Raw genomic sequence first — 25074 nt, forward strand, 5'->3', positions numbered from 1 at the left:
AGTCAACCGTCCAAACCAGGTGAGTTCGAGAAATTGACTTCGCTACTGTCGCACGTTCTACTTCAGTTATGGAACCGATCACGCGTCTTGAAACGCGCCGAAATCCCAGAACACAGACTACTTTTCCCCTGACTGTTCGGAGCAATCGAACTCGACATTGCAATCAAATAGACGTTGGTTCCTCACAAAACTTATGTCCACAACTCACTGCATCAAGCTATGGAACGGAATACGCTCGCCTCCGCCCTCCTCGCGTACACCGTCGTTGCAGCGGGTGTAACGGTCGTCCCGCTCACGTATGTCTACGGCAAAGCCATCGGCCTGCTGCTAATCGTGTCCCTGTTCGTGTTCTCCTTTCTCCATGCACGGACCGGAAGCGGCCCGACCATGGCGATGGAAGGTGGTGGAAATAACGACTTCGTAGAAACGGACGCCGCACCATCACAGCTGCACATCGGGTCCTCGCTCCCCACGAACAATCGAGCGGTCCTCACGTTCTACCTCCTCGGCATCGTCCTCTGGAGCCTCGTTGCGACCTTCGCCGTCGTCTGAGATGTTGTTTGGGTTTCTCGTGGCGTTTTTTCCTCGTTCTGCTACGGTAGCACCACGGGCACGACGACCTGTAGGCACGGGGTGAAAGATGTGCGCCTTGCATTCAGTTCCGATGGCGATTACGACGACTCAACGACGTAGCCTCCGGTAACGTGCAAATCGAAGGTGTCCGGCGAGGAGTCGGGAATCTCGACTGTCAGGGACACGTCGCGGACGAAGGCTCCGTCGCGGGCGTGGTCGTCGGTCAACTCGAACGTGGTTCGATTCCCCTGCACGGAGAGCCATCCGGTTCCCGCGGCGGTGCCGGACACCTCGGCGGTGCCGGACACCTCGGCGGTCGCCTTCATCTGCTTGCCGGACTCGGTCGCGCCGGACACCGAGAACGACTTCAAGGACAGTTCCGGGCCGTCGGTCGAAACCGTGACCGTGGTGTCGAACGTCTCGCGGTAGGTGACCGACCCGTCGCCGCTGCCGCCGTCTCCGCCGCGTCCACCATCGCCGCCGCTCCCGTCGTCTCCGCCACCGCTCCCACCGTCTCCGCCACCGCTCCCGCCCTCGCCGGGTTCCTCGGTGAGCAGTTCGACGCCGAGTTCCGACTCAACGGCCGCGATTTTGGAGAAGATGGTCTGGCGCGAGGAGCCGGCGAAGAGCAGGCCGACGAGTTCGCCGGTCGAATCGAGGAACACGGGCGACCCGCTGTCGCCGCCCTTCGACATCGGCCCCGCGATGAGTTGGTCGCGGAGCGTGATGGTCCCGGCGTCGCCGTAGTTCACCCGAGCGCTCGCGCCGGTTGCCTTCACGTCGCCCTGCGTGACGCCGGTTGTGCGGCCCGACTTCGTCACGGTTTGGCCCTTGAGCGAGCGGTAGTCCTTGCGGCGGACGCTCGTCGGCCACGAGTCGTCCAACTTGTAGTACTCCGACGATTCCTGCTCGGGGTCCACGGAGCGCGCTGCCACGTCCACTAACGCGCCGTCCTCGACGGTGACGTAGCCGCGGAGTTCGCCGGTCTTGTCGTCGGGCATGCTTCCGCCGTCCATCGGCGAGGGCTGGATGACCGGTTCGCCGAACTTCCCTTTGTTCACCCGGGCGTAGACGTGGTTGTTCGAGAGGCGAACGAGGTCGCCCTCGGAAATCGAGTCGCCCCAGTTTCCCGCCGAAGTGTCGGTCACGCGGGCGGGATACGGTCCGGCGGTCGCCGCCGTCGATTTCGCGTTGATTTCGCTGACGCCGCCGACCACCGGTCGGTGACGGTTGTGGCGCCCCGCCTCGGCGTCCGGGAGTGGTTCGAGGAACGCGAGTGCGTCGAACCCGTCTCGTTCGTCGCCGTAGCCAGCGTCTTCGACGTGGACGGTGACGCCGGAGACGCGCTTTTTCACGTTGTCCTCGTCGGCGAGGTCCGCGTCCGGGAGTTTCTGGGAGACGAAGACGGTGAGCGTGTTCGTCTCGTCGTCGTAATCGACGGCGAGGACGTTCTTGCAATCGAGGAGGTGTTCGTACTCTTGTGTGTTCGCCATGGTAGGGGGTCGTCAGGACAGGTCCGTCGAAAGTATTTTCACTGCCTGAGTCGATGATATTAAGGCTCGAATCGTAATATAGTTGACGGCGACTGCCGGGACAGCGTTTTGCACGCGGGAATCGTACTCCGGTATCCATGAGAGAGCGCGTCCCCCAAATCGAAGTCGTCCGAACGTGGCTCGAAAACGAACGAGCCAAACCGGGAATCGACGTCGAGTTCGACCCGGACGAACCGGAGTGGGCACTCGTCGCGAAACTGCTCGACACGTGTGCGTTTCAGGCCTCGTTTCTCTGGCGATATCCCGTCGCGTGGTATCGGGTCGACTTCGACGAATCTCGGTTCCGACGGCTCCGAGTCATCGACGGGCCGAAGGAGGAGTCGTGGCGACGGCTGTCGCCCGACGGGAGCCTCATGGGCGCAGCACGGCGGATTCTGACGGAAGAGTTGGACGGGACGTACGAGGATATCGACGTGACGCGAATCCGTGAAATCGCGGACGGATTGCCGGGAGGAACTCGGCGACTCGTGTTGTTCAAACCCGACCACGGGGTTGCTCCACGTGTCGTGGACGGAAACCACTTCGCCACGGCACACGCGATTCGGCTCCTCCGAACGGGCGAATACAACGACCAGCGGGTGTTTCTCGGGGTTCGGCGGTGCGTCCAACTGAACGCACACGACCGCCTGTAAACCGTTAAGTGTGACGACGCGCGAGGTTCGGATAGTATGAGCGACATCCCGGACGATTTCAAATGTACCATCACCAACTGGGATTACATCTACAGCCTCTGCCGTGACGTGAGCGAACAGGTGAAAACCTCCGACTTCGAACCGGACGTCATCGTGGCGCTCGCACGCGGTGGCTGGTTCGCCGGGCGATGTATCTGTGACTTCCTGGGCTTGGACGACCTGACGAGCCTCAAGATGGAACACTACGTGGGTGCAGCCAAGAAGTCGAGCGAACCGGAAGTCCGCTACCCGATGCCCGAGGGAAGCGTCGAGGGGAAGGACGTGCTCATCATCGACGACATCGCGGACACGGGCGGATCGCTCAAACACGCCTGCGAGTACGTCGAGGACCGCGACGCCGGGGAGATTCGGACGGCAACCCTCCAACTCCTCCAGACCAGCGAGTTCGACCCCGACTACGTCGGCGAGCGCCTCGAAGAGTGGGCGTGGATGGTCTACCCGTGGAACTTCATCGAGGACATGATAGACATCACGAGCGGCGCGATGGACCGGGCCGACGACGAGGTGTTCTCGAAGGACGACGTCCGCCACTACCTCAACGAGTACCACGACGTGGAGCGAATCCAGATGGAAATCGCCCAACCCGACCGTTTGAGCGAGGTTCTCGAAGAGATGGTTCGTCGGGACGTCCTCGCCCGCGAAAACGACGGCTGGCGACTGCTGAAGAACGCGACGGGCGTTCAGTAGCGGTCGGGAGACCATGGACACCATCGACTCGCTCGTCGAAGCGTTCGCCCTGAAGGACGAACGCCGAACCGGGTGGCAACTCCGGGGAATCTCCAACCCCGAGTCGGTCGCGGGACACACGTGGGGCGTCGCGTTGCTCTGTTTGCAGTACGGGCGAGAGACCGATATCGACACCGACAGAGCGCTCCGCATGGCGCTCGTCCACGACCTCGCGGAGGCGAAAACCGGCGACGTCGCCACTCGCGTGAACGACGCCGACCAGCGGGTTTCGACGGCGGAGAAAGACCGTCGGGAACGCGACGCCATGGACGACCTCGCGCCCGCGCTCGACCCCGAAATCCGCGACCTGTGGGAGGAGTACGAGGCCCGCGAGACGTCCGAGTCCGTCTTCGTCAAGGACATGGATTTGGTGGACATGTGCCTGCAAGCGCTCGTCTACGAACGCGAGAACCGCTACGACGGCGAAAGGGAGAACGAGCAGTTCGGGGAGTACGAGGACCTAGACGAGTTCTTCGCCACGGCGGAACCGCGACTCCGCACCGGGGTCGGGAGGGAACTGTTCGTGGAAATCCGGACGCGCTACGAGACGGTTCGAGACGGGGACGAGGGCGGGGCAGGCGAGTAATCAGTCCGCCACCGGCGGTTCCGGGTCCGTCTCCGCGTCGGAATCCGTTTCCGGACCCGCATCCGCCTCGATATCCGCCTCCCCGTCCGCATCCGCGACCACCGCTTTCTGCCACGTTCCGCGGAGGAACCACGCGACGGCGACGATTGCACCGACGGTGTCACCGAGCGCGACGCCCGTCCAAATCCCGGTCGCACCCCAGTCGCCGAGGAAGACGAGGAGGTAGGTCGCCGGAACGCGGACGACCCACAGCGTCACCATCGAGAACGCGAGTGCGGTTCTGGTGCTGCCCGCGCCGCGGAACGCGCCGAGGACGACCTGTAGGACGCCCATGAAGACGAACATCGGGGCCATGATTCTGAGGTAGTCGCTCCCGTAGGCGATGGTCGCCACGGCTTGCGGCGAGTCGGCGGAGAGGAACACGGAAACGAGCGGTTCGGGGACGAGGAACGCGACGAGCGCGACCACGAACATCACGCCCGCGACGAGCGCTCCGGCCAATCGAACCGCCCGTTCCGCGCGGTCCGGTTTCCGCGCCCCGAGGTTCTGCCCGACCATTGTATTCGTCGCCTGTCCGAGTCCCATCGCGGGGAGGAAGACGAGCGACGAGAGACGGTTTCCGAGGCCGTAGGCGGCGACGACCGCTGGTGGAAACGTCGCCACCATGCCAGTGAGGACGACCATCGCCAACGAACTCGTGGACTGCTCGGCGGCGGTCGGAACGCCGATACGGACGATTTCCCGAATGCGGTCCACGTCCGGCGAGAGGTGTCTCCGTTCGACGCTCGGTCCCGCGTCGGTGCCGAAGATGACGTACAAGCCGATGACGGTCGCCACGGCCCGCGACAAGACGGTAGCCACCGCGGCACCCTGAATGCCCATTCCGTCGAACGACCCGACGCCGAAGATGAACAGCGGGTCGAGGACGACGTTCAGCAGGACGCTGACGGCCATGATTCGCATCGGCGGGCGGGTCTCGCCGTACCCCTGCATGAGCGCCGAGAAGACGAAGAAACCGAAGAGAAACGGCGACCCGAGAAAGAACACCCGCATGTAGTCGGCCGCCATCGGGACGATGACCGTGGCGGTCTGCTCGTCGGCGGGGAGCAAGCCGAGCATCGGGTCCACGAGGAGGTATCCCACGACGGCGATGACGAGCGCGACGATGGAGACGAACGAGAGCGTCTGTCCCGCGACTGCGCTCGCCTCCTCCTCGCCGCCAGCGCCGGTGTGCTGTGCGACGAGGATGCTCCCTGCCGTGGTGAACCCGCCCCCGATGGAGATGAGGAAGAAGATGATGGGGAACGCGAGCGAGAGCGCACCGACCGCTTCCGAGGAGAGCGCGCCGAGCCAGAACGTGTCGGCGATGTTGTACGTGACCTGCAAAAGTTGAATGACCACGATGGGCCACGCGAGACGAACCATCGGCCCGACGAGCGGACCCTCCGTGATTCCCGTCGCAGAACGAGGAGATGACATGGAACGTAACCTCTCAGGGAACCTATTTCAAAACGCGTATGATGTGATGGCATATCGCATAGGAGCGACGCGAGCGTCGAAAATCGTGAGACGAGAGACGTGGGAGGACGTGAGCCGAACCCGTGTCGTTTAGGTGGACACCGGAACGAGTACCCGTCATGATAGGCTTCATCGGCGGAAGCGGAATCTACGACGCACTGCCGCTCGAAAACACGCGCGAGGAGAACGTGACGACGCCCTTCGGCGAACCGAGCGCCCCCGTCACCATCGGCGAACTCGCCGGGAAGGAAGTCGCCTTTCTGCCCCGACACGGCCCGAAACATCAGAAGACGCCGACCGAAGCGCCCTACCGGGCGAACATCCACGCGCTGAAGCAACTCGGCGTGGAGCGGATTCTGGCGAGCAACGCGGTCGGGAGCCTCCGCGAGGAACTCCCGCCACAGACGCTCGTGGTCCCCGACCAGATTTTCGACCGGACGAAACACCGGACGCCGACGTTCTTCGGCGACGGCATGGTCGTCCACATGCCCTTTGCGGACCCGTACTGCCCGCACATGGTTTCTCACCTCTCGGAATCAAGCGACGAGGCGACCGACGCGGACCACCATTCGGGCGGCACCTACGTCTGTATCGAAGGCCCGCAGTACTCGACCCGCGCGGAAAGCGAGTTCTACCGCGCACAGGGCTTCGAAATCATCGGCATGACGGCGATTCCGGAGGCGAAACTCGCCCGCGAAGCCGAGATGTGCTACGCGACGGTGGCGGGCGTCACGGACTACGACGTGTGGAAGGAAGACAGCGAAGTGACGTTGGAAGAGGTGTTGGAGAACGCGGCGAAGAACGAGGACGCCATCAAGGAAGTCGTCGAACACGCGATTCGGACGATGCCCGAGGAGCGCGAGTGTGACTGTGACCACGCGCTCGAGGGCACCATCAACACCCCGACGGAAGCGATTCCCGAGGAGACGCTCGAGGAAGTCGACTTGCTCGCGGGCGAGTACCTCTGAATCGGAATCGAGACGGGCCTCAGGTATCGCTCCAATCGTTCCGAAAACTTACACTAGTGCGCGGACAATATCGGGACATGGCGGACCAGAGCGAAATCGTCAGCGTGCTGGTGGCGCTGGAGTTCGTAGTGATGGCCTCGATCGTGTTGCTCTTGGTTCCGTTCGAAACCGCTGTTTCAGTCATCCCATTGCTATTGATTTTCCTAATCGCCCTCCTGCTGTATCGTTCGTGACGTTCGTAGATAACGGAGCGTAAAACGGAAAGTCGAAGCGTGAAACGCGTCGGGCGATTCAGTCCGAGTCTTCGACCGTTTCCGCCGTCGCGTCCGAGTATTTTCCGCTCGTTCCGTCACGCAGGTCGGCCTCTATGTCCTCGAGCGAGCGACCCTTCGTCTCGGGGACCTGCCAGTAAACGAACAGCAGGGAGAGCACGCTCAGTCCGGCGTACAGGCCGAATGTACCAGTCCGACCGATGCCGCCAAACTCGACTCCCGAGAACGTCCCGCCGTTGATCAGCGTGAGGAAGGTGAGCGAGACGAGGAGGTTCGATGCCCAGTTTGCCACCGTGACGACGCCCATGGCCGACCCGCGGACCTGAAGCGGGTAGATTTCGGAGATGAGCAGCCAGAACACCGGACCCATCCCGATGGCGAAAAAGCCGACGTAGAGCATGAGACTCCCCACGGCGGCCCACCCGACGACGCCGGAGAGTCCGGGCAGGAAGAACGTGGCGCTCAGTCCGCCGAGGGCGAGCGCCATACCGGAAAGTCCGACGAGCAGGAGCGGACGACGGCCGACGCGGTCGACGAGAAGGACGGCACACATCGTCGCGGCGACGTTGACGAGGCCGACGCCGACGGTGGCGAGGATGGACGCCGAGGCACCGAACCCGGTCGATTTGAAGATGGTCGGCGCGTAGTAGATGACCGTGTTGATGCCGGTCACCTGCTGGAGGACGGCGAGACCGACGCCGACGACGAGCGCGGGACGGACCCACGATTCTAGCAGGGTCGAGAAGTCGTCGTCTTCGGCCTCCTTCGTCCGCTCGATTTCGTCGATTTCGTCCTCGATGCGCTCTTCCGAACGGGTTTTCGAGAGGACCGACCGGGCCTCCTCTCGGCGGCCCTGTTCGACCAACCAGCGCGGGCTTTCGGGCATGAACGACATCCCGAGCGCGAGGACCGCCGCCGGAACGACACCCGACCCGAGCATCCAACGCCAACCGCCGGGACCCTTGAACGCGTAGTTGACGAGGTAGGCGAGGAGGATGCCGCTCGTCACCGCGAGTTGATTGAGCGAAACGAGCGAGCCACGAATCTTCGGCGGCGCGATTTCCGAGATGTAGAGCGGGCCGACCATCGACGCGACGCCGATGGCGAACCCGACCACGAGGCGACCCGCGACGAGCCACGGGACGCTGGGTGCGAGTCCCATCACGACCGACCCGCCGAAGAAGACGCTCGCACCGGCGACCATGAGTCGCCGCCGACCCAACCGGTCGGCCAACCGACCGCCGACGGCCGCTCCGAAGATAGCGCCGACGAGCGTGGCGCTGACGACGACTTCGGTCATGAAGTGAGAGAGGGTGAAGCTCTTATCGATGTACAAAAGCGCCCCCGAAATGACGCCCGTGTCGAATCCGAACAACAGGCCGTTCAACGCCGCAATGACGGCAGTCACGTAGATGAATCGGTTCGTGCCACTACCATCTTCTGTGGTGTTTTCCAAAGCGAGAGCCTCCGGATTGGAGTCACGGCGAGGGGGAACTACATTCCTTCGGCCAAAAGTTGATGGAATAAAAAATGATTATAGAAATATTCGGGGAGATAGCGGCGTCGAGCGACGGCAACATCGTTACGGGGGGAGGGACAGTTTAACTTCGGCCACGCACGCATAGAACCCATGGACGAGAACACGCTCACGATGACGCCGGGACCGACGGCGGTCCCCGAGGAGGTCAGACAGGCGTTGGCGAAACCGGCGATGAATCCGGACGTGAACCCCGAGTTCGAATCGTACTACGGGACGGTACTCGACAAATTAGCGCGGGTGTACGGAACGGACGACGAGATGGTCGTCCTCGGCGGCGAGGGCATCCTCGGATTGGAAACCGCCGTCGATTCGGTGGTCGGGAAGGGGGACGACGTACTCTGTCTCGCCAACGGCCTGTACGGCGACGGCTTCGCGGATTTCGTGGAGATGGCGGGCGGCAACCCGATACTCCACGACGTCGATTACAGGGAAGCGTTCGACCCGGACGAAGTGACGGCGCTCGTGGAATCTGGCGACTTCGCCGCCGCGACGATGGTCCACTGTGAGACGCCGACGGGGCTACTGAACGGGTTCGACGAGGTTCTGACGACGCTGCAGGAGGCGGGCGTGCTGACCATCGTGGACGCCGTGTCGTCGCTCGGCGGAGCGCCGGTCCCGGTCGAACACATCGACGTGTGTCTCGGCGCGTCCCAGAAGTGTTTCAGTTCGCCACCCGGCCTGACGACGATGTCCGTCAGCGATGCGGCGTGGGAAAAAGTCGAGGAGACGGACCAGAACGGGTTTTACACGAGTCTGGAACCGTGGCAGGACGCCGACTTCTCGTTTTTACCCTACACGCATCTAATCTCGAACCTCTATGCGTTGGAGGCGTCGTTGGACCTGATTTTAGACGAAGGTCGAGAAAACGTGTTCGCGCGCCACGAAACGGCGGCGCGGCGCTGTCGTGAACGCGGCGAGGAACTCGGCCTCGAACCGTTCCCCGGAACGGAGTCACTCTGTTCGCCCACCGTCACGGCCTTCGAAATCGATGGACGGGCGGAGGAGGTACAGGAGCGGTTGTACGACGACCACGGAATCCTCGTCGCGACGGGACTCGGGGAGATGGCAGCGGACCTCCTCCGAGTCGGTCACATGGGATACGGTGCCGACCTCGAAGCCGTCGAGAAAACGATGGACGCGCTCGAAGCGGTTCTCGATTAATCGGCGAGGAGTTCCGGGGGTTCCTCGTCGTCCGCACCGCGGGCGTCCTGCACCCAGAGGTCGCCGAACAGGTCGTCCTGTTCGAGCACGAGCGTTCCCCTGTGGGCGAGAAACAGCAGAGCGAGGTACGTCATCACTCGCGTCGAACCGACCATCTCGATTTCCGCGTAGAGTACCTCGGTTCGTCCCGCTTCGTACTGTGAAACCAGCGCGTCCCGAACGTCGCCGATGACCGTCTCGATGTCCTCGTCGTGCGTCGTGCCCGTCACCTCCGACTCCGTGGGTTCGTCGTCGAAGCGCATGTCGTCGCCCGAGTGGTAATCGAGCGTTTGGGTCCCGCGTTGGAAGCCCTGCGGCGACCCGCTCGTATCGTAGGTCCGCGACTCCTTCCACCACGACCCGCGTTCGCGCTCCCGGAGTTCGCGGACGAGTTCGTCCAGCGTCTCCGGTTTTCCGCGGGCGCTCTTCCGGTCGAGACGGCGCTCCATCTCGTCTTCGAGCGACGCGACGGGGTCGAAGCCGTCCGTCTCGTCCATCGACATCGGTGCCTCCCACGGTTCGAGTTCCTCCTCCTCGGGTTCGTCCACCGTGAGCATGGCGTCGCTTTTCATTCGAAGGAGGACGCTGGCGTAGAACAGCGCGCGCCCCGACGTCCTGAGGTCGGTGCCATCCAACCGGTCGAGGAACTTGTCCGTGACGTCGACGATGTCGATGTCCCACGGTTCGATTTCGCCCTCCTCCGCGAGTTGGACGAGGAGTTCGACCGGTTCCACCTCGTCGTCCGATTCCTCCGTTGGCAGGTCGGAGAGGAGGTCTGACTCCTCTCGGTCACGGTCCTCGTGACCGGCGATATCCAGCGGGATGTCGTCCGAAGAATCCTCGTTCGCGGCGTCGCCGTCGTCTCGCTGCGTGGCCGCTCGACTGTCCGCGGAACTCCGTTCCGCGCTACTCGCATTTCGATTCTCCTTCGGAACATCGCTACTCGCGGCGTTGCCGCTCGTGTCTCGGTTTTTCTCCGAAAAACCGTCAGTCACCCGCGGGCACCTCCTGCTCCCCGTCCAACCGGATACCGGTCACGCTGCTCACGTTGTCACCTTGCATGGTCACGCCGATGGCCCGCTCCGAACGGTCGAGCATCGCGGAGCGATGCGAGACGACGACGAACTGTGCGTCACCCGCTAATTCGTGCACCATCTCGCCGACGCGTTCCGCGTTCACGGCGTCGAGGAAGGCGTCCACCTCGTCCAGCGCGTAGAACGGTGCCGGGTTGTAGCGCTGGATGGCGAAGATGAACGCCAGCGCTGTCAGCGACTTCTCGCCCCCGCTCATGGCGTCGAGACGCTGAACGGGCTTGTCCGCCGGTTGCGCCTTCATCGTCAACCCGCCGTCGAACGGGTCGTCGTCGTTTTCGAGGAACAACTCGCCCGACCCGGCGGACAGGCGCGTGAAGATATCCTGAAAGTGCTCGTCGATGGCGTCGAAGGCCTCCATAAACGTCTCCTTTTTCTGCGATTCATAGGAGTCGATACGCTCCCGGATGCCGTCGCGCTCCTCCACTAACGTCGCTTTTCGCTCCTTCAGGTCGTCCAACTGGCTATCGACCTCGTCGTACTCGTCGATGGCGAGCATGTTGACCGGTTCCAACGCCTCCATCTGCCGAGTGAGTCGGTCGATGTTCGACTGCACCTCGTCGTGGTCCGGCACGTCCTCGGGGTCGTACTCCCCGACCTCTTCGCGGAGTTCCGCGACCTCTTCTTCGAGACGGCTCGCGCTCCGTTGAAGGCTCTCGAGGCGATTTTCGACGCCCTCGACCTTCGACTGCTGGGCGTCCCGTTTCGACCTCGCGTCCTGCAGTTCCTCCTTCAACTCGGCGCGTTCGTCCTTGAGTTCGGTCAGTTCCTCTTCGAGTTCGGACACCGCCTCGCGCTTTTCTTCGAGGATTTCCTCTCGCTCCTCGATGTCCGATTCGAGGTCCGAAATCAGTTCCTCCTGCTCAGTCTTCCGGTTCTGGGCGGTTTCCACGTCGTCGTGGAGGTCGTCGATGGCGTCCTCCGCGTACTGTTTTTCGAGTTGCAGTTCGTTGAGTTTGCCGTCGAGCGAATCCATCCGGTCGGAAAGCGTGTCGATTTCGGCCTGCACCTCGTCGGCCTCGCTCGTCAACTCGGGAATCTTCGAGTCCGCGAGTTCGCTTTCCAGGTCCGCGATGTCGGCTTCGATGCTGGCGATGGTCTCGTCGTGGGCGGACACCTCGGCGTCCAGTTCCTCCATCCGCTCGGTGACCGACTCGCGTTCTTCCTGTATCTCCTCGATGTCGTCCTGCAGCGACCCGATTCGCTCCTCGATAGTTTCGAGTTCGGACTCCTTTCGCTCGATATCGTTCTCGATGCTTCGAACTTGGTCCGTCGCGTCGGTCTGTCGGTCGCGGGCGTCGTCCAACCGCTCCTCGACGCCGCTGATGGACTGACGAATCGACTGGCGTTCGTCCTCCAACTCGTTGATTTGGCGCGCCACGCGCTCGATTTGGCCCTTGCCGGAGGCCGAAAAGGAGTAGCGCGACCCGCTGGTCGAGCCGCCGGTCATCGCCCCGCTCTTTTCCACGAGTTCGCCCGAAAGCGTCACGAGGCGGAAGTCGCCCATCAACTCGCGGGCCGTCTCCATGTCCTCCACGACGAGCGTGTCGCCGACGACGTAGGAGAAGACCGACGCGTACTCCGAATCGAAGTCGATGAGATTGTACGCGAAATCGACCACGCCCGGCGTGTTGGGCAGGGACGGCAGGCGGCGCTTTTGCATCTTCGTGATGGGAAGAAACGTCGCCCGTCCCGCGTTTCGCTGTTTCAAATACTCGATGCAGCGCTGTCCGACGCTGTCGTCGTCCACGACGACCTGCGCCAGTCGGCCGCCCGCCGCCGTCTCGCAGGCCGTGGCGTACTGCTGGCTCACGCCCCCGAGTTGCGCGACCGCACCGTGAACGCCGTCCACCCCGCCGTTCAGAATCGTGGAAACGGCGCGACCGAACGACGAATCGCCGCTCTCGTTGGCCCGCGCATCCAGTTCGGCGTACTTCTGCTGTTTGGACTGTATTTTCCCTTCCACCGCATCGAGGTCCGACTGGAGTTCGGACTTTTCGGCCTTCAGGTCGGACACCACGTCCTCGATTTGGTTCGCGTTTCGCTCGGCCTTGGTCAGTTCGTCGGCCAAATCGCCGAGTTCGGTTTCGAGTTCGGGAATTCGATCGCGGGTCGACGCGAGTTCGTTCTGCTTCTCGTTCACCGAGTCCGAGCGCCGTCTCGCCTCGTCCAACAGGCGGTCTTTCTCGCGTTGGCGCTCGTTCTTCTCGCTTTTCTCGTCTTCGAGCACTTCCTTCTTCTCGGCGAGGTCGGATTTCACCTCGTCGTACTCGGTGTCGACGTTCTCGATTTCCTCCTGTATTTCGGCGAGTTTCGATTCCTTGGTGCCGATATCGCCCTTGACCGAGGCCTTCTCGATTTTGATGTCGCGGATGTCGCCGCCCAACTCGTCGACCGTCTCCTGCTTGCGGTCGATTTCGACGAACGCCTGTCTGCGGCGGTTTTCCGCGTCCGCTATCTTCTCCTCCGCCGTCTCGATTTTGTCTTCGAGGCGGGAAATCTCCCCTTTGACTTCCTCGATTTCGCTCTTGATGGCGAGCTGTTCGTCCTCGCCCTTGCGCTCGATTTCGGCGTTGAGTTCCTCCAGTTCGTCTTCGAGGCGGACGACCGTTCCCTGTTTTTCGTCCAACTCGCGCTGAAGGGTGACGAGTTCCTCCTTTCTGGCGTCGATGTCCGTTCGAGTCGCGTCCAAATCGGAGCGCTTCTCTTCGAGTTCGGCGGCCTTCAGATAGCCCTCGTACTCCTCTTTCTCCTCGCGGAGGCCCTGATATTCGAGCGCCGTCTCGCGCTCGTCGCGCAACTGGTCGAGCCGGTCCTCCTTCTCCTCGATTCGGAGTTCGGCCTCCTCGACGCGGTCCTTGACCACTTCGAGTTCCTCCAATGCCGCATCCCGCTTCGCGTCGAACTCCGCTACGCCGGCGATTTCGTCGATGATTTCGCGTCGCTCGAACGGCGTCATGTTGATGATGCCGGTCACGTCGCCCTGCATGACGACGTTGTAGCCCTCCGGCGTCACACCCGCCTGCGCGAGCAAATCCTGTATGTCCGAGAGGTTGACCGAGCGGCCGTTCAGGTAGTAGTACGAATAGTAGTTGTCCTCGGTCTGTTTGACCCGGCGTTTGATGGTGATTTCGTCCACGTCGCCGACGTTGTCCGTCCCGGCGGCGTTGACGACTTGCGTCCGGTCGAGGGTGCCATCGCTGTTGTCCAGAACGACTTCGACGGACGCTTCGAGCGGCCCGCTGCTCGCCGCTTCGTCCCCGTCGTGGCCGGGGTTGTAAATGAGGTCGGTCAGTTTCTCGGCGCGGATGCCGCGGGTTCGCGCCAGTCCGAGCGCGAAGAGAACGCTGTCGATGATGTTGCTCTTCCCGGAGCCGTTCGGACCGGTAACGACGGTGAAGTCCTCGTAAAACGGGATTTCGGTCTTCCGGCCGAAGCTCTTGAACTTGTCGAGGACGAGCGTTTTGATGTGCATGGATTGCTCGTGGGGGGAGAGAAGTCCTACGCGACGATGATGTCGTCACCCGGTTCGGACGACTCCTCTTCTTCTATGTCGTCCTTAGACTCATCAGATTTAGCCTCTTCGGCCTGTGTCGATTCCGGTTTCGCATCCACTTTCGCTGCTTCCGCCGCTTCCCGTGCCTCCTCCAGTTCGCGGATGCGCTGGTTCGCCTCCACGAGTTCCTCCGTTAGGCCGCGAATCGTCGCTTCCAGTTCTTCCATTCGGGATTCGAGCGAACCGATCCGGTCGCGCTGGCTAGTCATAGTAACGTATGCGTGACGGTTTATCAATAAATGTGCGTCAGACATGCGGCAGACAGTCGCGTGATTCCGATCAAACATGATAGTATAACTGGACCAATGGAGATGCTGTCTATTTCAACGACGCCGTCGCGTTCGTGTCGTCGAGCCGCCACAATGTGGTTAAAAGAGGAGGTTGAGCGCCGAACCGTGAACCGACGACGAGCACTCACGGCAATCGGAGCGGGGCTTTCCGGGGGCGTAGCGGGCCGTCTGTCCTCGGTTCAAGACGGAGGGCAGAAAACCGAATCGAAGAACAGCGCCTCCGAGCCGAAGAAACGAGACGTCCGAACGCTTCAAATCGGAAAGACTGCGACGCTGAAAGGTGGAATACACATCACCGTCGAAGAGGTCGAATTCAAGGACCGATACGTCAGGCAGGGTTCGGCAGTCACGCCGGCGAAGGGAAAGCAGTTCGCCATCGTCTCCGTCGAGACGAAAAACGAAGGAAAGGAAAAGCACGAGTTACCGAGAGCGATAACGCTGAAACTCAAAGCGAACGGCAAGAGTTACTCGACGACGAGCTATACCGGTAGCGAGTACACGCACTATCGATACCGAGGCGGGCAGAGCAAGCCGGGAGCGATACGCGACGGCGAACTTCGATTCGAAATACCGAAGTCGGTATCACAGTCGGAGCTCACCGTTCAGTGGACGTACACGGAACTGAATCGACCGGTCGTCATCAGATGGCGAGGACGGTGAACGACCACGGAGTCGTTCCGGAATCGGCACCGCGTTCCGTACGCGAAGATAGCCGTTCGAGGCGTCCCGTAGGCTTTTAACACTCACCCGACCAACCAGTCTGTAATGACTGCTCAGGCTGTCCAAGAGGGCGAACTCGTGGCCGTTATCGGCCTCGAAATCCACGTCCAACTGGAGACGGACACAAAGATCTTCTGCGGGTGTTCGACCGACCAAGACGACGCCGAACCAAACACCTACACCTGTCCGGTCTGTCTCGGGCTTCCGGGGTCGCTCCCGGTACTGAACGAGGCGGCCGTGGAGTACGCCGTCAAGGTCGGCAAGGCCATCGACGCCGACATCCCCGAGGAGACGACCTTCCACCGGAAGAACTACTTCTATCCCGACCTCCCGAAGGGGTTCCAGATAACCCAGTACGACGCTCCCATCTGTCAGGACGGCGAACTGGAGTTCGGCTTCGAGGGCGAAACCCGAACGGTCGGCATCCACCGTGCCCACCTCGAAGAGGACCCCGGAAGCCTCCGTCACGTTCGGGACGGAACGGGCGACATCGAAACTCGGACCGTCGGCATCGACCGTGCCGACTACACCCTCGTCAACTACAACCGCGCCGGGACGCCGCTGATGGAAATCGTCACCGACCCCGACTTCCGCGAACCCGGCGAGGTCCTCTCGTTCCTCGAAAAGCTCGAAGAGGTGCTCGAATATCTCGGTGCCTTCGATTCGACGCGAGACGGCAGCCTTCGAATCGACGCGAACCTCTCCATCGTCCCCGAAGAGGACGTTAACGACGACGGGTCGATTCCCGAGGACGTTCTCACGGACGCGAACCGAACCGAGGTCAAGAACATCTCCAGCCATAAGGGCGCAGAAAGCGCCCTTGCCTACGAGGAGAGCCGACAGAAGAACCTCATCCGACGCGGGAAGGCCATCAAGCAGGAAACCCGGCACTTCAACGAGACGCACGGCTCGACCGTCTCGATGCGTTCGAAGGAGGCGGAGAAGGACTACCGCTACTTCCGCGAGGAGGACCTGCCGCCGCTCCAAGTGAGCGACTGGAAGCAGAAGCTCGAAATCCCGGAACTGCCGGACGCCCGTCGTGAGCGGTTCCGCGAGGAGTACGGCCTGAACAAGGAAGCCGCGAGCAAACTCACGTCGAGCAAGCAGGTCGCCGACTTCTACGAGGACGTGGCCGAAGAGTTCGACCCCGACCTCGCTGCTGCGTGGGTCGCCGACAGCCTCCTTGGAGAACTCAACTACCGCGACATGGAAATCACGGACGTCGAAGGACGACTCGACGAGTTCAAGCACCTCATCCGACTGGTGGCCGGAGACGAGATTACGGCCAAAAACGCCGAAGAGACGGTTCTCCGCGAGATGCTGGATGAGGGCGACGACCCCGAAACCATCATCGAGCGTGAGGGACTCGGAAAGGCTGACTCGGGCGAAGTCGAACAGGCCGTGACGGAAGCCATCGAGGAGAACCCCGACACGGTCGAGGACTACCACGCGGGCGAAGGCGGCGCTATCAACTTCCTCGTCGGGCAAGTCATGCAGAAGACCGGCGGCAGCGCCGACCCCGGAAGCGTGAACGGCATGCTCCGCGAGCGATTGGACGAGTAACGAACAGGCGGCACGGGCGATGATTGCGATGGGGTGTGCCACACACCTGCCTGGGCCCCATCGCGGCGGTCGGCTACGTCATCCGGCGGTTTGGCTTCGTTTTCGGATTTAAATCTACGGACGAGGTGAGTCCGAAATCGAGAACTCTCAGAGGCGTCGGAGCAAGTCAGCGCCGACCAGCACCGCTGCCCACTCGACAATCCACTCCGTTTCCGGGTTCGTCTTCAAGAAGGGATGTCGTTCCGACTGGTAGACGACGAAGTAGCCGTCGGGAGTGTCCACGATTCGGTTCGCGTGTGGAAGCTTCTTGCGGGTTTTCACGGACCCTTCCTCCACGGCAGTTCTCGTTTGCCGTGATACGTGTTTTCCGTCGATTGCTACGTCTTCCAGCACAGTCGTAGCCGATACGCGTTCGAGACCGAGGGCGTATGACCCGTTTTTCCAGTCCGACGTCCGCCGGTAGAGGGGGTGGTTTGCGTTGAACGCGACGTACTGCTCTTTCGAATACACGTGCGCCCCGCCGATAACTCGAACGATGGCAGGATGGTCGGCCCTAACGGTGCTGTTCAGTGCGCGTGCTTCGTAAACACAGCGCCGAGAGATCTCGTGTTCGCGGAGACAGTCGATGCCCGCGATTTCGTCGAGTCGCCCGTCGTCGGCGATGGAGAGCGTATCGTTTGGGGGTCGTTATTTCGGCACTTTTGTACTCGTATCGCGGGCCGGTGATGTGGAGGGCGGGCGCGTAAAGTGGAACCGTCACGAGGAGAAAACCCGCGATAAGGAGGGAGAGGCGACGCTTCGACTCGTCCATATCGTTTTGCGCGTTCGAAATCACATATGTTTTCTGACTTCTATTTTCACGTGTTGGAAAGCACGTCTGGACGAGGACACCCGGCACGAAGTAGTCCGTCACGAACCCGTCGTGATGATTCTTACGGATGGGGACCGTTTGCTGGAACAGATGAACCGAGTCGGAATCGGGTCGAACGGGGGATTTGGGGGATGGACGCAGCGAGCGAAGAGTTGAACGTCCGGTCGGTCGCTCTCGGCCTGCTCGCGTCGTTGTTCGTCATCGTTCTAATCGTGTGGTTCGTCGGTGTGGACGCGGTCATCGCCGCATTTCGGGCGGCGAACGGGTACGTCATCGTCGCCATTATCGTCGTCGCGTCGCTCTGGCTGACCTCGTGGAGTTCCGCCCTTCACGCCCTCCTCTCCTTGCTTGACTATCCGCAGACGCGGGTGCGGACGGTGCTGATATACATGTGTATCGTTTTCGCCAACAGTATCACGCCCTTCGCACAGGCCGGTGCCGAACCGCTGGCCGCACTGTTCGTCTCCCGGTCGACGGGTGCGGAGTACGAAACGGGGTTGTCGACCGTAGTGAGCGTCGACACCATCAACCTGCTTCCCTCCGTCGGATTAGCGATGGTCGGACTCGGATATTTCACGGTACGTGCGACGCTCAATCCCCGACTCGAATTCGCGGTGACCCTCTTTTTCTCCGTCGCCGTAGCGGTCGCCGTCATCGCCGTGTTCGCGTGGCGGTCACGGGACCGACTCGCGGCATCGCTCGTCGGCGGCATCTCACGACTCTTCGAATGGATCGATAGAAGGACGCCGTTGGACGCCGACCTGCCGGAACAGGAATTGGAACACCGGGTTTCCGTGTTCGTCTCGAATCTGGAACGAATCGCGCGAACCCCCCGTGTTCTCGCCGTCGGACTGTTCTTCTCGGCGGGCGGTTGGCTGTTTCTGGCGACCGCACTGTGGCTTTCCCTCTACTCGTTCGGCTACGCGATTCCGGTCGAAGCGCCGTTGTTTATCGTTCCACTCGCGATGACGGCGAGCATAACGCCGCTTCCGGGGGGCTCCGGCGGCATCGACGCGGCGTACATCATTCTACTCGTGAGCGTGACGAAGGTGCCGCTTCCGACGATTACGGCCGCACTGCTCGTCTTTCGAGGGGCGACGTATCTGCTCCCCATCGTCGCCGGTGGTGCGGCCGTCGCGATCCTCGAGACCGGCCGGTAAAAACGACAATAGCACAGTGTAGCGCTACAGAACAGTATAGTTGGACAACAAATATATTGAGGGCCGCCCATATGAAAAAATTGATTACGGAGAACGCTGAACCCCAGTTCAGATGTTCGATTGGCTAGCGGATACCATACTCTCGTTTGTCACGAAATATGGATATCTGGCAGTTTTCATCTATTTGACACTCGAAACGGCCTTCATCCTTCACTTCGCACCCAGCGAAATCGTCGTCCCGTTTGCGGCCACGCAACTCGTTCACGACCCGATTTCGTTCGCCGTTTTCGTCGCCATCTCGACTGCCGGAGCGACGGCGGGAAGCCTCCTCGGCTACTACGTGTTCGGGAAGAACGGAAAGACGGCCCTCGACCGATACGGGCACGTCCTCCACGTCTCCGAGTCGGATTTGGAACGAAGCCAACGCTGGTTCCGACGGTGGGGCCGCAGTTCCGTCCTGTGGGGTCGCATGCTTCCATTGATGCGTGCCATCATCTCGATTCCCGCCGGACTCGCCGAGATGGATTTGCGAACCTTCACCGTCTACTCGGCGGTCGGTTCGCTCGTTTTCAATGCCTTTCTCACCTATCTCGTGTACGAAGGGGCCGGAGAAACCTCGCCGCTCGACTGGGCCATCAACGCGGGGTCGAGTGCGCTACAGGGGAACGTAGTCGTCGTCGCGAGTCTCGGAGTCGTCCTCGCGGTCGGCGTCGCCGGTGTCTTGCTCGTCCGTGAATATCTCAAGCGAGAATCCCTGCTGCTCTAGGAACTCCGCAACCGCCCTGTCTGTGATTGCGTTCGGAACCGCCAATCGAGCGTACAGCCAAGGAGATTTCTTTCATGAAACCCTCGGTCATGACTGTTTATTTATTGTTATATGAGGAAGAAAAATATATTTTTGCGTGTCTTGTGGATGTGAATGTATATGCATTCCAGACGTAAAATACTCAAGAAAGTCGGTGCGACAGGTACAGCGGCGGTGACCATCTCGGGGCTCTCCGGGTCTGCAACGGCGACGCCCGGTTCGATTCCGTCGAACTACCTGAGCGAGTATCGGCAGACGGGGAGCGACTACGGTATCGACTGGACGTATCTCGCCGGTGTCGGGTGGATAGAAACCCAACACGGGCAGTACGAAGCCGGATGCGACGAGTCGTCGGCGGGAGCAAGGGGTCCGATGCAGTTCATGCCCTCGACGTGGGATTACTACGGCGTCGACGGCGACGGGGACGGCGTCGCCGACATCTGTGACTATCAGGACGCGATTCCCGCGGCCGCCTACTACCTCACCGACAACGGCGCGCCGGGCGACTGGGACAGCGCGCTCTACGCCTACAACCACAGTTCGGCGTACGTCAGCGACGTGAAGGACGCCGCCGCCTACTACCGCGACGCCTACGGCGGCGGAGGCGGCGAGAGGTTCGTCGATGGCGACCAAGTGACGCCGACGGCCGACCTGAACACGCGCGAACAGCCGGGAACCGGTCAACCTATCGTCGCGACCATCTCACCCGGAGAGGTCGGCGAAATCATGAACGGACCGACGGACAAGGGCGGCTACACGTGGTGGGGCGTCCACTGGCTCGACCGGAACGTGTGGGGCTGGTCCGTCGAGCGGTATCTCACCGACGCGTGAGCCGGTGACGCACGCGACCTTTCTGCGAATCACCGCCCGAGGGCCGGTTCAAAACGGTCGGTTCCGAGCGGTCAGTCCGCCGTCGTCGGTCGGCGCTCTTCCTCTAACACGCCCTGACGCCAGTGGCCGAGGCTGAACCAGAGGACACCGATGACGAACGACCCGATAGCGGAAATCGACCACGCCCACCAGAGACCGTTGACGCCCCACGAGAGTCCGGAGAGCGTGAGTGGGCCGAGTTGCAGCGTCCACTGGTAGGCGAGGAGAATCGCAATAGGTATCCGAAGCACCCACCGCGAGAGGAACGAGAGCGCCATCGCAACGCCGGTGTCCCCCGCGCCGCGGAAGCCACCCTGAATCACCATCAACCCCCCGAAGAAGGCCAGAAACGGCCCGATGACTTCGAGGAAGTGGGCACCGACTCGGACCACAGCGGGGTCGTCGGTAAACACGCCGATGGCCACGTCGGGGAAGAACATCATCAAGCCGCCAGCACCGAACAACACCACTAACGTTCCGATGGTCGCCTTCCACGTCACCTCGGCCGCCCTGTCGGGCGTCTCCGCGCCGAGGTTCTGCCCGACGCCGGTCGCGGCGGCCTGTCCGACCGCGCCCGAGACGGTCCACGAGACGGACATCATCCTGACGCCGACGCCGTAGGCGGCCGTCGGTACCGGGCCGAATCGGGCGACGAGTGCGGCCATCGCCACGGCGGCGAAACTCCGTGCCGCACCGTCGATGGTCGCGGGATAGCCGACCGTGACGAGCCGTTTCAGGACCGGCCAGTCGGGACGGAGGTCCTCCAATCGAAGTCGAATCCCCCAGTCGCCGCGAAGGAGGACGTAGACGCCGACGACGGCGGCGAAGACGCGAGCGATGAGCGTGGCGACTGCCGCTCCCTGTGTTCCCATCGGACCGAGCGGGCTGTATCCGAGGATGAGTATCGGGTCGAGGACGACGTTCAGCCCGGCCGAAATCACCATCAGCCACATCGCGGTTCGGGTGTCGCCCGCGCCGCGGAGAACGGCCCTGAAGACGAAAAACAGGAACGTGAACGGGATGGAGAAGAACAACACCTCGATGTACTGGAGCGCTTGGACGTAGACCGGCCCCTTTGCACCGACGAGCGTGAGGAGTTGCGTGCGGAACGCGTAACCGAACGCGGCGAGGAGAACCCCGACGACGACGGTGAGGAGCGTCGTCTGTGCGACCACATTGTCCGCGGCCCGGTCCTCCCCCGCACCGATGTGTTGTGACACCAGCGCGACGGCGGACGCGGTGAGACCCATCGCGAGGGAGACGAAGAGCCACGAGGTCGGAAACATGAGCGAGACGGCAGCCACCGCGTTGGTGCCGACGCGACCGACCCAGAACATGTCCGCGAGGTTGTAAAACGTCTGGAGGAGGTTGCCGACGACCAGCGGCCACGCCAGCGTCACCAGTTTCGGCGTTATAGCGCCGTCGGTCATATCGATACGTCCCGCTCTGCGCCCGGACATAGACGTTTCAGTACAATGGTCGAACCGGCCTTAAACGAACGTGTTCCGTCTGCACTCTGCCGGTTTTTACGAGAGGAGGGCTACTGAAGTTCGCGGAGGACGTGTTGGAACTCCCGATGGTCGCCGACTTCGAGGGAGGTGTCGAGATTGCGGCGAACGGATTCGATTTCCGTTTCGAGCGAGACGAACCCGTCGTTTTCACACAGGTCGTCGTAGGAGTATTCCGTCAGCAAGTTCGCGTGCGTCGAAACGAGCGAGTAATAGCGTGTCAACGTCTCCGCGTACTGTGCCCGACTGTAAAGCGCTTCGACTGTTCTGCAAAGTGTTTCACCGTCGACCGGTTTGGTGATATGCTCGTCGAACGACATTTCGATTATGTCGTATCCGGGTGCCACCGCTGTTATCATCGCAACGCGACAGTCATACGCTCGGGAACGGATTCGTTCGAGGACTTCCGAACCGCTCAACTCCGGCATCTTCCGGTCGAGAAGTACCACGTCGATATCCTTGTCCCGCTGGTCGAGTACCGTGAGCGCCTCCCGTCCGTCGTGGGCAACGAACGTCCGATACGCGGACAGCCACTCCTCGTAGAGGGCAGTGACCTCGGCTTCATCGTCCACGATCAACACGCCGAACTTTCCATCACCAGTCATGTGTTCGATTCGCAGTGATAGATATAATCAATCAGTATCACATATATCTTTGGTTTCTTAGATAGCTGTTCTGCAACTTTCTTCTGGAGCGATGATTTATGCAAGTCGGTCATCCGGCGACAACTGAGAACGAGAGAACGGCGACCGTTCCGCGAGGGTCCGCGTCCTCGAACCACACCGAACCGTCGTACTGGTCCATCATCGCCGAAACGAAGTAGAGGCCGAACCCGATGGAACCGGTCGCCTCCGACGTGACGTTGCGGTCGAACACCCGCGTTTTCATGTCCTCGGAGATGCCCGGTCCGTCGTCCTCGATTTCGACGCGAACCGATTCGTCCGCCTGCCACGTTCGGACCGCGAGCGACGGTGACTCGTCGTCGTGGTGTTCGATGGCATTCAACAGCACGTTTTCGATCACCTCGCCGAGCAGTTCGTTGCCGCGAACGAACAGTCCCTCCGGGATGTCGGCCTCGATATCGACTCTCGGATACGTGTTTCGTACCTTCGTCACCCGACGCGATAGCGCCACGGAGAGCGAGACGGCCTCCAACGACACCGACTCCGAAGCGGTGACCGTCTGACTGACCGACCGCACCTTCTCGGTCAACTGTCCGATATCGGCGCTCCAGTTACGAACCGTCTCGAAGTAGGATTCGCCGGACGCCTCAACGTGCGGTTCGAGGAGTTCCAAATTGCCGTTGACCACGGTTATTCCGTTCAGGATATCGTGGCGCAGTACGCCGTTGAAGAACTCGATCTGGTCGGTTCGCTCCTCGACCATCGCCTGACTCTCCCGGAGTTCGCGTTCCCGTCGCGCGCGGTCGAGTGCCGTCTCGGTCGTACTCGCCAAAATGCGGGCGAATCGGCGGTCATTCTCGGTGAACGTCCGTTTTCGCAGGTCGCTTCCGACGGCGAGAATCCCGTGTTCGCCGAGCGGAAGCAACAGCAAACAGCCCACGGGGAGATAGCCGTACGGTTGCTTCGAGAGTTGCTCGACGGATTCGTAGACGACCGGTGTCCCGGACTCGAACACCGACCACATCGACTCGGCGTCGTCGGAGAACGTCAACTCATCGTCGAGGCCGCTCCGCATGAGGTCTGTCATCGCAACGGACCGGAGAACCGGCCCGTCGTCGTCCGGAAAGAGGATGGAAGAGTAGGGATGGTCGAGTACCTCGTCGGCCGTCTGGACCGCGATTTCCGCGATGTCTTCGAGCCGCTCCGCGTTCATGAACCGTCGGGTCGCGGATTGGAGGGCGCGAAGTGTCTCCTCCCGTCGTTTCTGGTCGGTTATCTCGCGGAGGACGAAGATATCGCCGCGATGAACCTCGTGATGGTCGTGTATCGGCGTCGAACGAGGGTCGTAAATCGGCATCTCCGCGCCACCGTCCGGTCGAACCGTCGAGGGGGAGAACGGTTTCCCGTTCGAAACGGAATCGAGGAGGCCCGGAAGGACCGATTCGAGTCCGCTTCCGGCGATAGTATCGCCGTCGAACAGCGGTTCGGCCGCCGGGTTGTACTCGATGACTCGTCCGTCGGCGGCGACGATGACGGGGTCGTCCATCTCGGAGAGGACGACTTCGGATGCGAGCGGAGCGACGTTGAGGAAGTCGTATCGAAAGAGCGCGAGACTGTCCAAGATACCGCTCGCGGCGAAGAAAACGGGCGTCAGCCCGAACGCGACGCCCAAATCGATGAACGCGAACAGGGAGATGCCGAGGAACGGAACGAACCCCGCGAGGATGATGGCGACCGTCTGTTTCCAGTAAAGTCTGTCCGCCTGTATCAGGAACGCGGTGAGGAACCCGAATCCGGTGAGGAGGACGACGAAGAGGTAGACGAGATGGAAGTAAAACGACGGGGTATAGCTGACCGACAGCGTCGTGAGCGAGTCGCTCGTCATCACCGTCGCGCTCGCGTTCGCAAACCCGTGGTCGGGACTGACGAGCGAGAAGACGGTGTACAGTATCGGTTCCGCGCAGATGAGCGGCAGGGTTTTCGCCGTCACCCAGTCCTCACGGCCGGTGTATTCGAGCGCGAAAATCAGCCAGAGAACGGGAACGGCCGTCATACAGATTCCGATGAGCGACATCCAGAAACGGGCGGGGCCGAGCGACGAACTCGTCAGGAGGAAAAGCGAGGCGACACACCATCCGGCGACGGCGAAGATGAGCGCGGAGAACGGCGTCGCCCCGGGAACACGACGGTTCGACCACGCGTACCACGCGAGACCGAACCCGACGGCACCGCCGAGAACGGTTCCCACGAGGACGACGCCGCCCGAAAACGATACGTACCCCAACATATCAGAATACTATTCCATACAGCCGACACCCACATAGGGGTTTCTTCCATTATCACCCTAGATAATCGAGTGCACGTCGGTGTCTCGCGGAAATCCGCTTTC

The 25074-nt window shown here is 61.7% G+C and carries 23 protein-coding genes; 12 read left to right on the plus strand and 11 right to left on the minus strand.

Translation table 11 applies throughout. The features are described 5' to 3' along the window. Positions 1-219 precede the first annotated feature (219 nt). Complete coding sequence (locus tag AC1XDK_RS10065) at positions 220-552, plus strand: DUF8070 family membrane protein (protein ID WP_483349752.1); 333 nt, start codon at positions 220-222, stop codon at positions 550-552. 119 nt (positions 553-671) lie between these two features. Here the strand turns inward: AC1XDK_RS10065 and AC1XDK_RS10070 are convergent, their stop codons facing one another. Further along, positions 672-2066 carry a chymotrypsin family serine protease gene (locus AC1XDK_RS10070; protein WP_483349753.1) on the minus strand — a complete coding sequence of 465 codons (1395 nt, stop codon included), beginning with the start codon at positions 2064-2066 and terminating at the stop codon, positions 672-674. Positions 2067-2203: 137 nt separating this feature from the next. Here AC1XDK_RS10070 and AC1XDK_RS10075 point away from each other — a divergent pair, with 137 nt between their 5' ends. Genes AC1XDK_RS10075 through AC1XDK_RS10085 form a run of 3 tightly spaced genes read left to right on the plus strand, consistent with a single transcriptional unit; the run spans position 2204 to position 4130 of the window. Continuing rightward, positions 2204-2758 carry a hypothetical protein gene (locus AC1XDK_RS10075; protein WP_483349754.1) on the plus strand — a complete coding sequence of 185 codons (555 nt, stop codon included), beginning with the start codon at positions 2204-2206 and terminating at the stop codon, positions 2756-2758. 36 nt (positions 2759-2794) lie between these two features. Then, the gene (locus AC1XDK_RS10080) at positions 2795-3505 is read left to right on the plus strand and encodes a phosphoribosyltransferase (RefSeq protein ID WP_483349755.1); all 711 of its coding nucleotides are present in this window, start codon (positions 2795-2797) and stop codon (positions 3503-3505) included. Between the two features lie 13 nt (positions 3506-3518). Next, positions 3519-4130, plus strand: coding sequence for an HD domain-containing protein (locus AC1XDK_RS10085; RefSeq protein WP_483349756.1), 612 nt, complete (start codon positions 3519-3521; stop codon positions 4128-4130). On the opposite strand, the gene AC1XDK_RS10090 is transcribed toward AC1XDK_RS10085, so the two are convergent. Beyond that, positions 4131-5609 carry an MATE family efflux transporter gene (locus tag AC1XDK_RS10090; RefSeq protein WP_483349757.1) on the minus strand — a complete coding sequence of 493 codons (1479 nt, stop codon included), beginning with the start codon at positions 5607-5609 and terminating at the stop codon, positions 4131-4133. A 158-nt stretch (positions 5610-5767) separates the two neighbouring features. On the opposite strand from AC1XDK_RS10090, the gene mtnP reads away from it, so the two are divergent. Both mtnP and AC1XDK_RS10100 read left to right on the plus strand, forming a co-directional pair. Next, a complete protein-coding gene (gene mtnP, locus AC1XDK_RS10095; protein WP_483349758.1) occupies positions 5768-6616 on the plus strand; it encodes an S-methyl-5'-thioadenosine phosphorylase in 849 nt (282 codons plus the stop codon). Between the two features lie 77 nt (positions 6617-6693). After that, positions 6694-6849, plus strand: a complete 156-nt coding sequence (locus tag AC1XDK_RS10100; RefSeq protein ID WP_483349759.1) for a hypothetical protein — start codon at positions 6694-6696, stop codon at positions 6847-6849. A 58-nt stretch (positions 6850-6907) separates the two neighbouring features. On the opposite strand, the gene AC1XDK_RS10105 is transcribed toward AC1XDK_RS10100, so the two are convergent. Next, complete coding sequence (locus AC1XDK_RS10105; protein WP_483349760.1) at positions 6908-8344, minus strand: sugar porter family MFS transporter; 1437 nt, start codon at positions 8342-8344, stop codon at positions 6908-6910. Between the two features lie 174 nt (positions 8345-8518). Between AC1XDK_RS10105 and AC1XDK_RS10110 the strand changes: the two genes are divergently transcribed. Then, entirely contained in the window at positions 8519-9589 is a 1071-nt protein-coding gene (locus AC1XDK_RS10110) for a pyridoxal-phosphate-dependent aminotransferase family protein (protein ID WP_483349761.1), read from the plus strand. Here the strand turns inward: AC1XDK_RS10110 and AC1XDK_RS10115 are convergent. From AC1XDK_RS10115 to AC1XDK_RS10125, 3 genes are read right to left on the minus strand one after another with little or no spacing between them, the layout of a single operon-like run. Further along, a complete protein-coding gene (locus tag AC1XDK_RS10115) occupies positions 9586-10623 on the minus strand; it encodes a segregation/condensation protein A (RefSeq protein ID WP_483349762.1) in 1038 nt (345 codons plus the stop codon). The genes AC1XDK_RS10110 and AC1XDK_RS10115 overlap by 4 nt on opposite strands. Beyond that, entirely contained in the window at positions 10616-14194 is a 3579-nt protein-coding gene (smc, locus tag AC1XDK_RS10120) for a chromosome segregation protein SMC (RefSeq protein ID WP_483349763.1), read from the minus strand. The genes AC1XDK_RS10115 and smc overlap by 8 nt, the downstream gene beginning before the upstream one ends. 26 nt (positions 14195-14220) lie before the next feature. After that, positions 14221-14484 (minus strand): DUF7518 family protein, encoded by a 264-nt coding sequence (locus AC1XDK_RS10125; RefSeq protein WP_483349764.1) that lies wholly within the window; start codon positions 14482-14484, stop codon positions 14221-14223. Positions 14485-14637: 153 nt separating this feature from the next. Here AC1XDK_RS10125 and AC1XDK_RS10130 point away from each other — a divergent pair, with 153 nt between their 5' ends. Continuing rightward, entirely contained in the window at positions 14638-15225 is a 588-nt protein-coding gene (locus tag AC1XDK_RS10130; protein WP_483349765.1) for a DUF4352 domain-containing protein, read from the plus strand. 105 nt (positions 15226-15330) lie between these two features. Continuing rightward, complete coding sequence (gene gatB, locus AC1XDK_RS10135) at positions 15331-16848, plus strand: Asp-tRNA(Asn)/Glu-tRNA(Gln) amidotransferase subunit GatB (protein WP_483349766.1); 1518 nt, start codon at positions 15331-15333, stop codon at positions 16846-16848. A gap of 147 nt (positions 16849-16995) precedes the next feature. On the opposite strand, the gene AC1XDK_RS10140 is transcribed toward gatB, so the two are convergent. Together AC1XDK_RS10140 and AC1XDK_RS10145 are read right to left on the minus strand one after the other, a co-directional pair. Next, positions 16996-17358: a DUF8127 domain-containing protein gene (locus AC1XDK_RS10140; protein ID WP_483349767.1), complete on the minus strand. Its 363-nt coding sequence runs from the start codon at positions 17356-17358 to the stop codon at positions 16996-16998. 43 nt (positions 17359-17401) lie between these two features. Then, complete coding sequence (locus AC1XDK_RS10145) at positions 17402-17659, minus strand: hypothetical protein (protein ID WP_483349768.1); 258 nt, start codon at positions 17657-17659, stop codon at positions 17402-17404. A 191-nt stretch (positions 17660-17850) separates the two neighbouring features. On the opposite strand from AC1XDK_RS10145, the gene AC1XDK_RS10150 reads away from it, so the two are divergent. The 3 genes from AC1XDK_RS10150 to AC1XDK_RS10160 all read left to right on the plus strand — a co-directional run bounded on the left by AC1XDK_RS10150 (position 17851) and on the right by AC1XDK_RS10160 (position 20515). Continuing rightward, positions 17851-18879 (plus strand): lysylphosphatidylglycerol synthase transmembrane domain-containing protein, encoded by a 1029-nt coding sequence (locus AC1XDK_RS10150; RefSeq protein ID WP_483349769.1) that lies wholly within the window; start codon positions 17851-17853, stop codon positions 18877-18879. Positions 18880-19063: 184 nt separating this feature from the next. Continuing rightward, positions 19064-19645 (plus strand): DedA family protein, encoded by a 582-nt coding sequence (locus AC1XDK_RS10155; protein ID WP_483349770.1) that lies wholly within the window; start codon positions 19064-19066, stop codon positions 19643-19645. Between the two features lie 159 nt (positions 19646-19804). After that, complete coding sequence (locus AC1XDK_RS10160; protein WP_483349771.1) at positions 19805-20515, plus strand: lytic murein transglycosylase; 711 nt, start codon at positions 19805-19807, stop codon at positions 20513-20515. A 71-nt stretch (positions 20516-20586) separates the two neighbouring features. On the opposite strand, the gene AC1XDK_RS10165 is transcribed toward AC1XDK_RS10160, so the two are convergent. From AC1XDK_RS10165 to AC1XDK_RS10175, 3 genes are all read right to left on the minus strand, one after another. Then, on the minus strand, positions 20587-21984 hold the full coding sequence (locus tag AC1XDK_RS10165; protein ID WP_483349772.1) for an MATE family efflux transporter: 1398 nt from the start codon (positions 21982-21984) through the stop codon (positions 20587-20589). A 110-nt stretch (positions 21985-22094) separates the two neighbouring features. Then, entirely contained in the window at positions 22095-22667 is a 573-nt protein-coding gene (locus AC1XDK_RS10170) for a response regulator transcription factor (RefSeq protein ID WP_483349773.1), read from the minus strand. Between the two features lie 109 nt (positions 22668-22776). Next, positions 22777-24972 carry a sensor histidine kinase gene (locus AC1XDK_RS10175; protein WP_483349774.1) on the minus strand — a complete coding sequence of 732 codons (2196 nt, stop codon included), beginning with the start codon at positions 24970-24972 and terminating at the stop codon, positions 22777-22779. Positions 24973-25074 lie beyond the last annotated feature (102 nt).

The organism is Haladaptatus sp. HS23, from assembly GCF_056892285.1.

Bases quoted from the DNA above. Each gene is read 5' to 3' on its own strand.
- AC1XDK_RS10110 (WP_483349761.1), top strand. From the start codon at position 8,519: ATGGACGAGAACACGCTCACGATGACGCCGGGACCGACGGCGGTCCCC.
- smc (WP_483349763.1), bottom strand. From the start codon at position 14,194: ATGCACATCAAAACGCTCGTCCTCGACAAGTTCAAGAGCTTCGGCCGG.
- AC1XDK_RS10085 (WP_483349756.1), top strand. From the start codon at position 3,519: ATGGACACCATCGACTCGCTCGTCGAAGCGTTCGCCCTGAAGGACGAA.
- AC1XDK_RS10070 (WP_483349753.1), bottom strand. From the start codon at position 2,066: ATGGCGAACACACAAGAGTACGAACACCTCCTCGATTGCAAGAACGTC.
- AC1XDK_RS10165 (WP_483349772.1), bottom strand. From the start codon at position 21,984: ATGACCGACGGCGCTATAACGCCGAAACTGGTGACGCTGGCGTGGCCG.
- AC1XDK_RS10065 (WP_483349752.1), top strand. From the start codon at position 220: ATGGAACGGAATACGCTCGCCTCCGCCCTCCTCGCGTACACCGTCGTT.
- AC1XDK_RS10150 (WP_483349769.1), top strand. From the start codon at position 17,851: ATGGACGCAGCGAGCGAAGAGTTGAACGTCCGGTCGGTCGCTCTCGGC.
- AC1XDK_RS10145 (WP_483349768.1), bottom strand. From the start codon at position 17,659: ATGGACGAGTCGAAGCGTCGCCTCTCCCTCCTTATCGCGGGTTTTCTC.
- AC1XDK_RS10170 (WP_483349773.1), bottom strand. From the start codon at position 22,667: ATGACTGGTGATGGAAAGTTCGGCGTGTTGATCGTGGACGATGAAGCC.
- mtnP (WP_483349758.1), top strand. From the start codon at position 5,768: ATGATAGGCTTCATCGGCGGAAGCGGAATCTACGACGCACTGCCGCTC.
- AC1XDK_RS10130 (WP_483349765.1), top strand. From the start codon at position 14,638: ATGTGGTTAAAAGAGGAGGTTGAGCGCCGAACCGTGAACCGACGACGA.
- gatB (WP_483349766.1), top strand. From the start codon at position 15,331: ATGACTGCTCAGGCTGTCCAAGAGGGCGAACTCGTGGCCGTTATCGGC.
- AC1XDK_RS10075 (WP_483349754.1), top strand. From the start codon at position 2,204: ATGAGAGAGCGCGTCCCCCAAATCGAAGTCGTCCGAACGTGGCTCGAA.
- AC1XDK_RS10175 (WP_483349774.1), bottom strand. From the start codon at position 24,972: ATGTTGGGGTACGTATCGTTTTCGGGCGGCGTCGTCCTCGTGGGAACC.
- AC1XDK_RS10100 (WP_483349759.1), top strand. From the start codon at position 6,694: ATGGCGGACCAGAGCGAAATCGTCAGCGTGCTGGTGGCGCTGGAGTTC.
- AC1XDK_RS10080 (WP_483349755.1), top strand. From the start codon at position 2,795: ATGAGCGACATCCCGGACGATTTCAAATGTACCATCACCAACTGGGAT.
- AC1XDK_RS10160 (WP_483349771.1), top strand. From the start codon at position 19,805: ATGCATTCCAGACGTAAAATACTCAAGAAAGTCGGTGCGACAGGTACA.
- AC1XDK_RS10090 (WP_483349757.1), bottom strand. From the start codon at position 5,609: ATGTCATCTCCTCGTTCTGCGACGGGAATCACGGAGGGTCCGCTCGTC.
- AC1XDK_RS10125 (WP_483349764.1), bottom strand. From the start codon at position 14,484: ATGACTAGCCAGCGCGACCGGATCGGTTCGCTCGAATCCCGAATGGAA.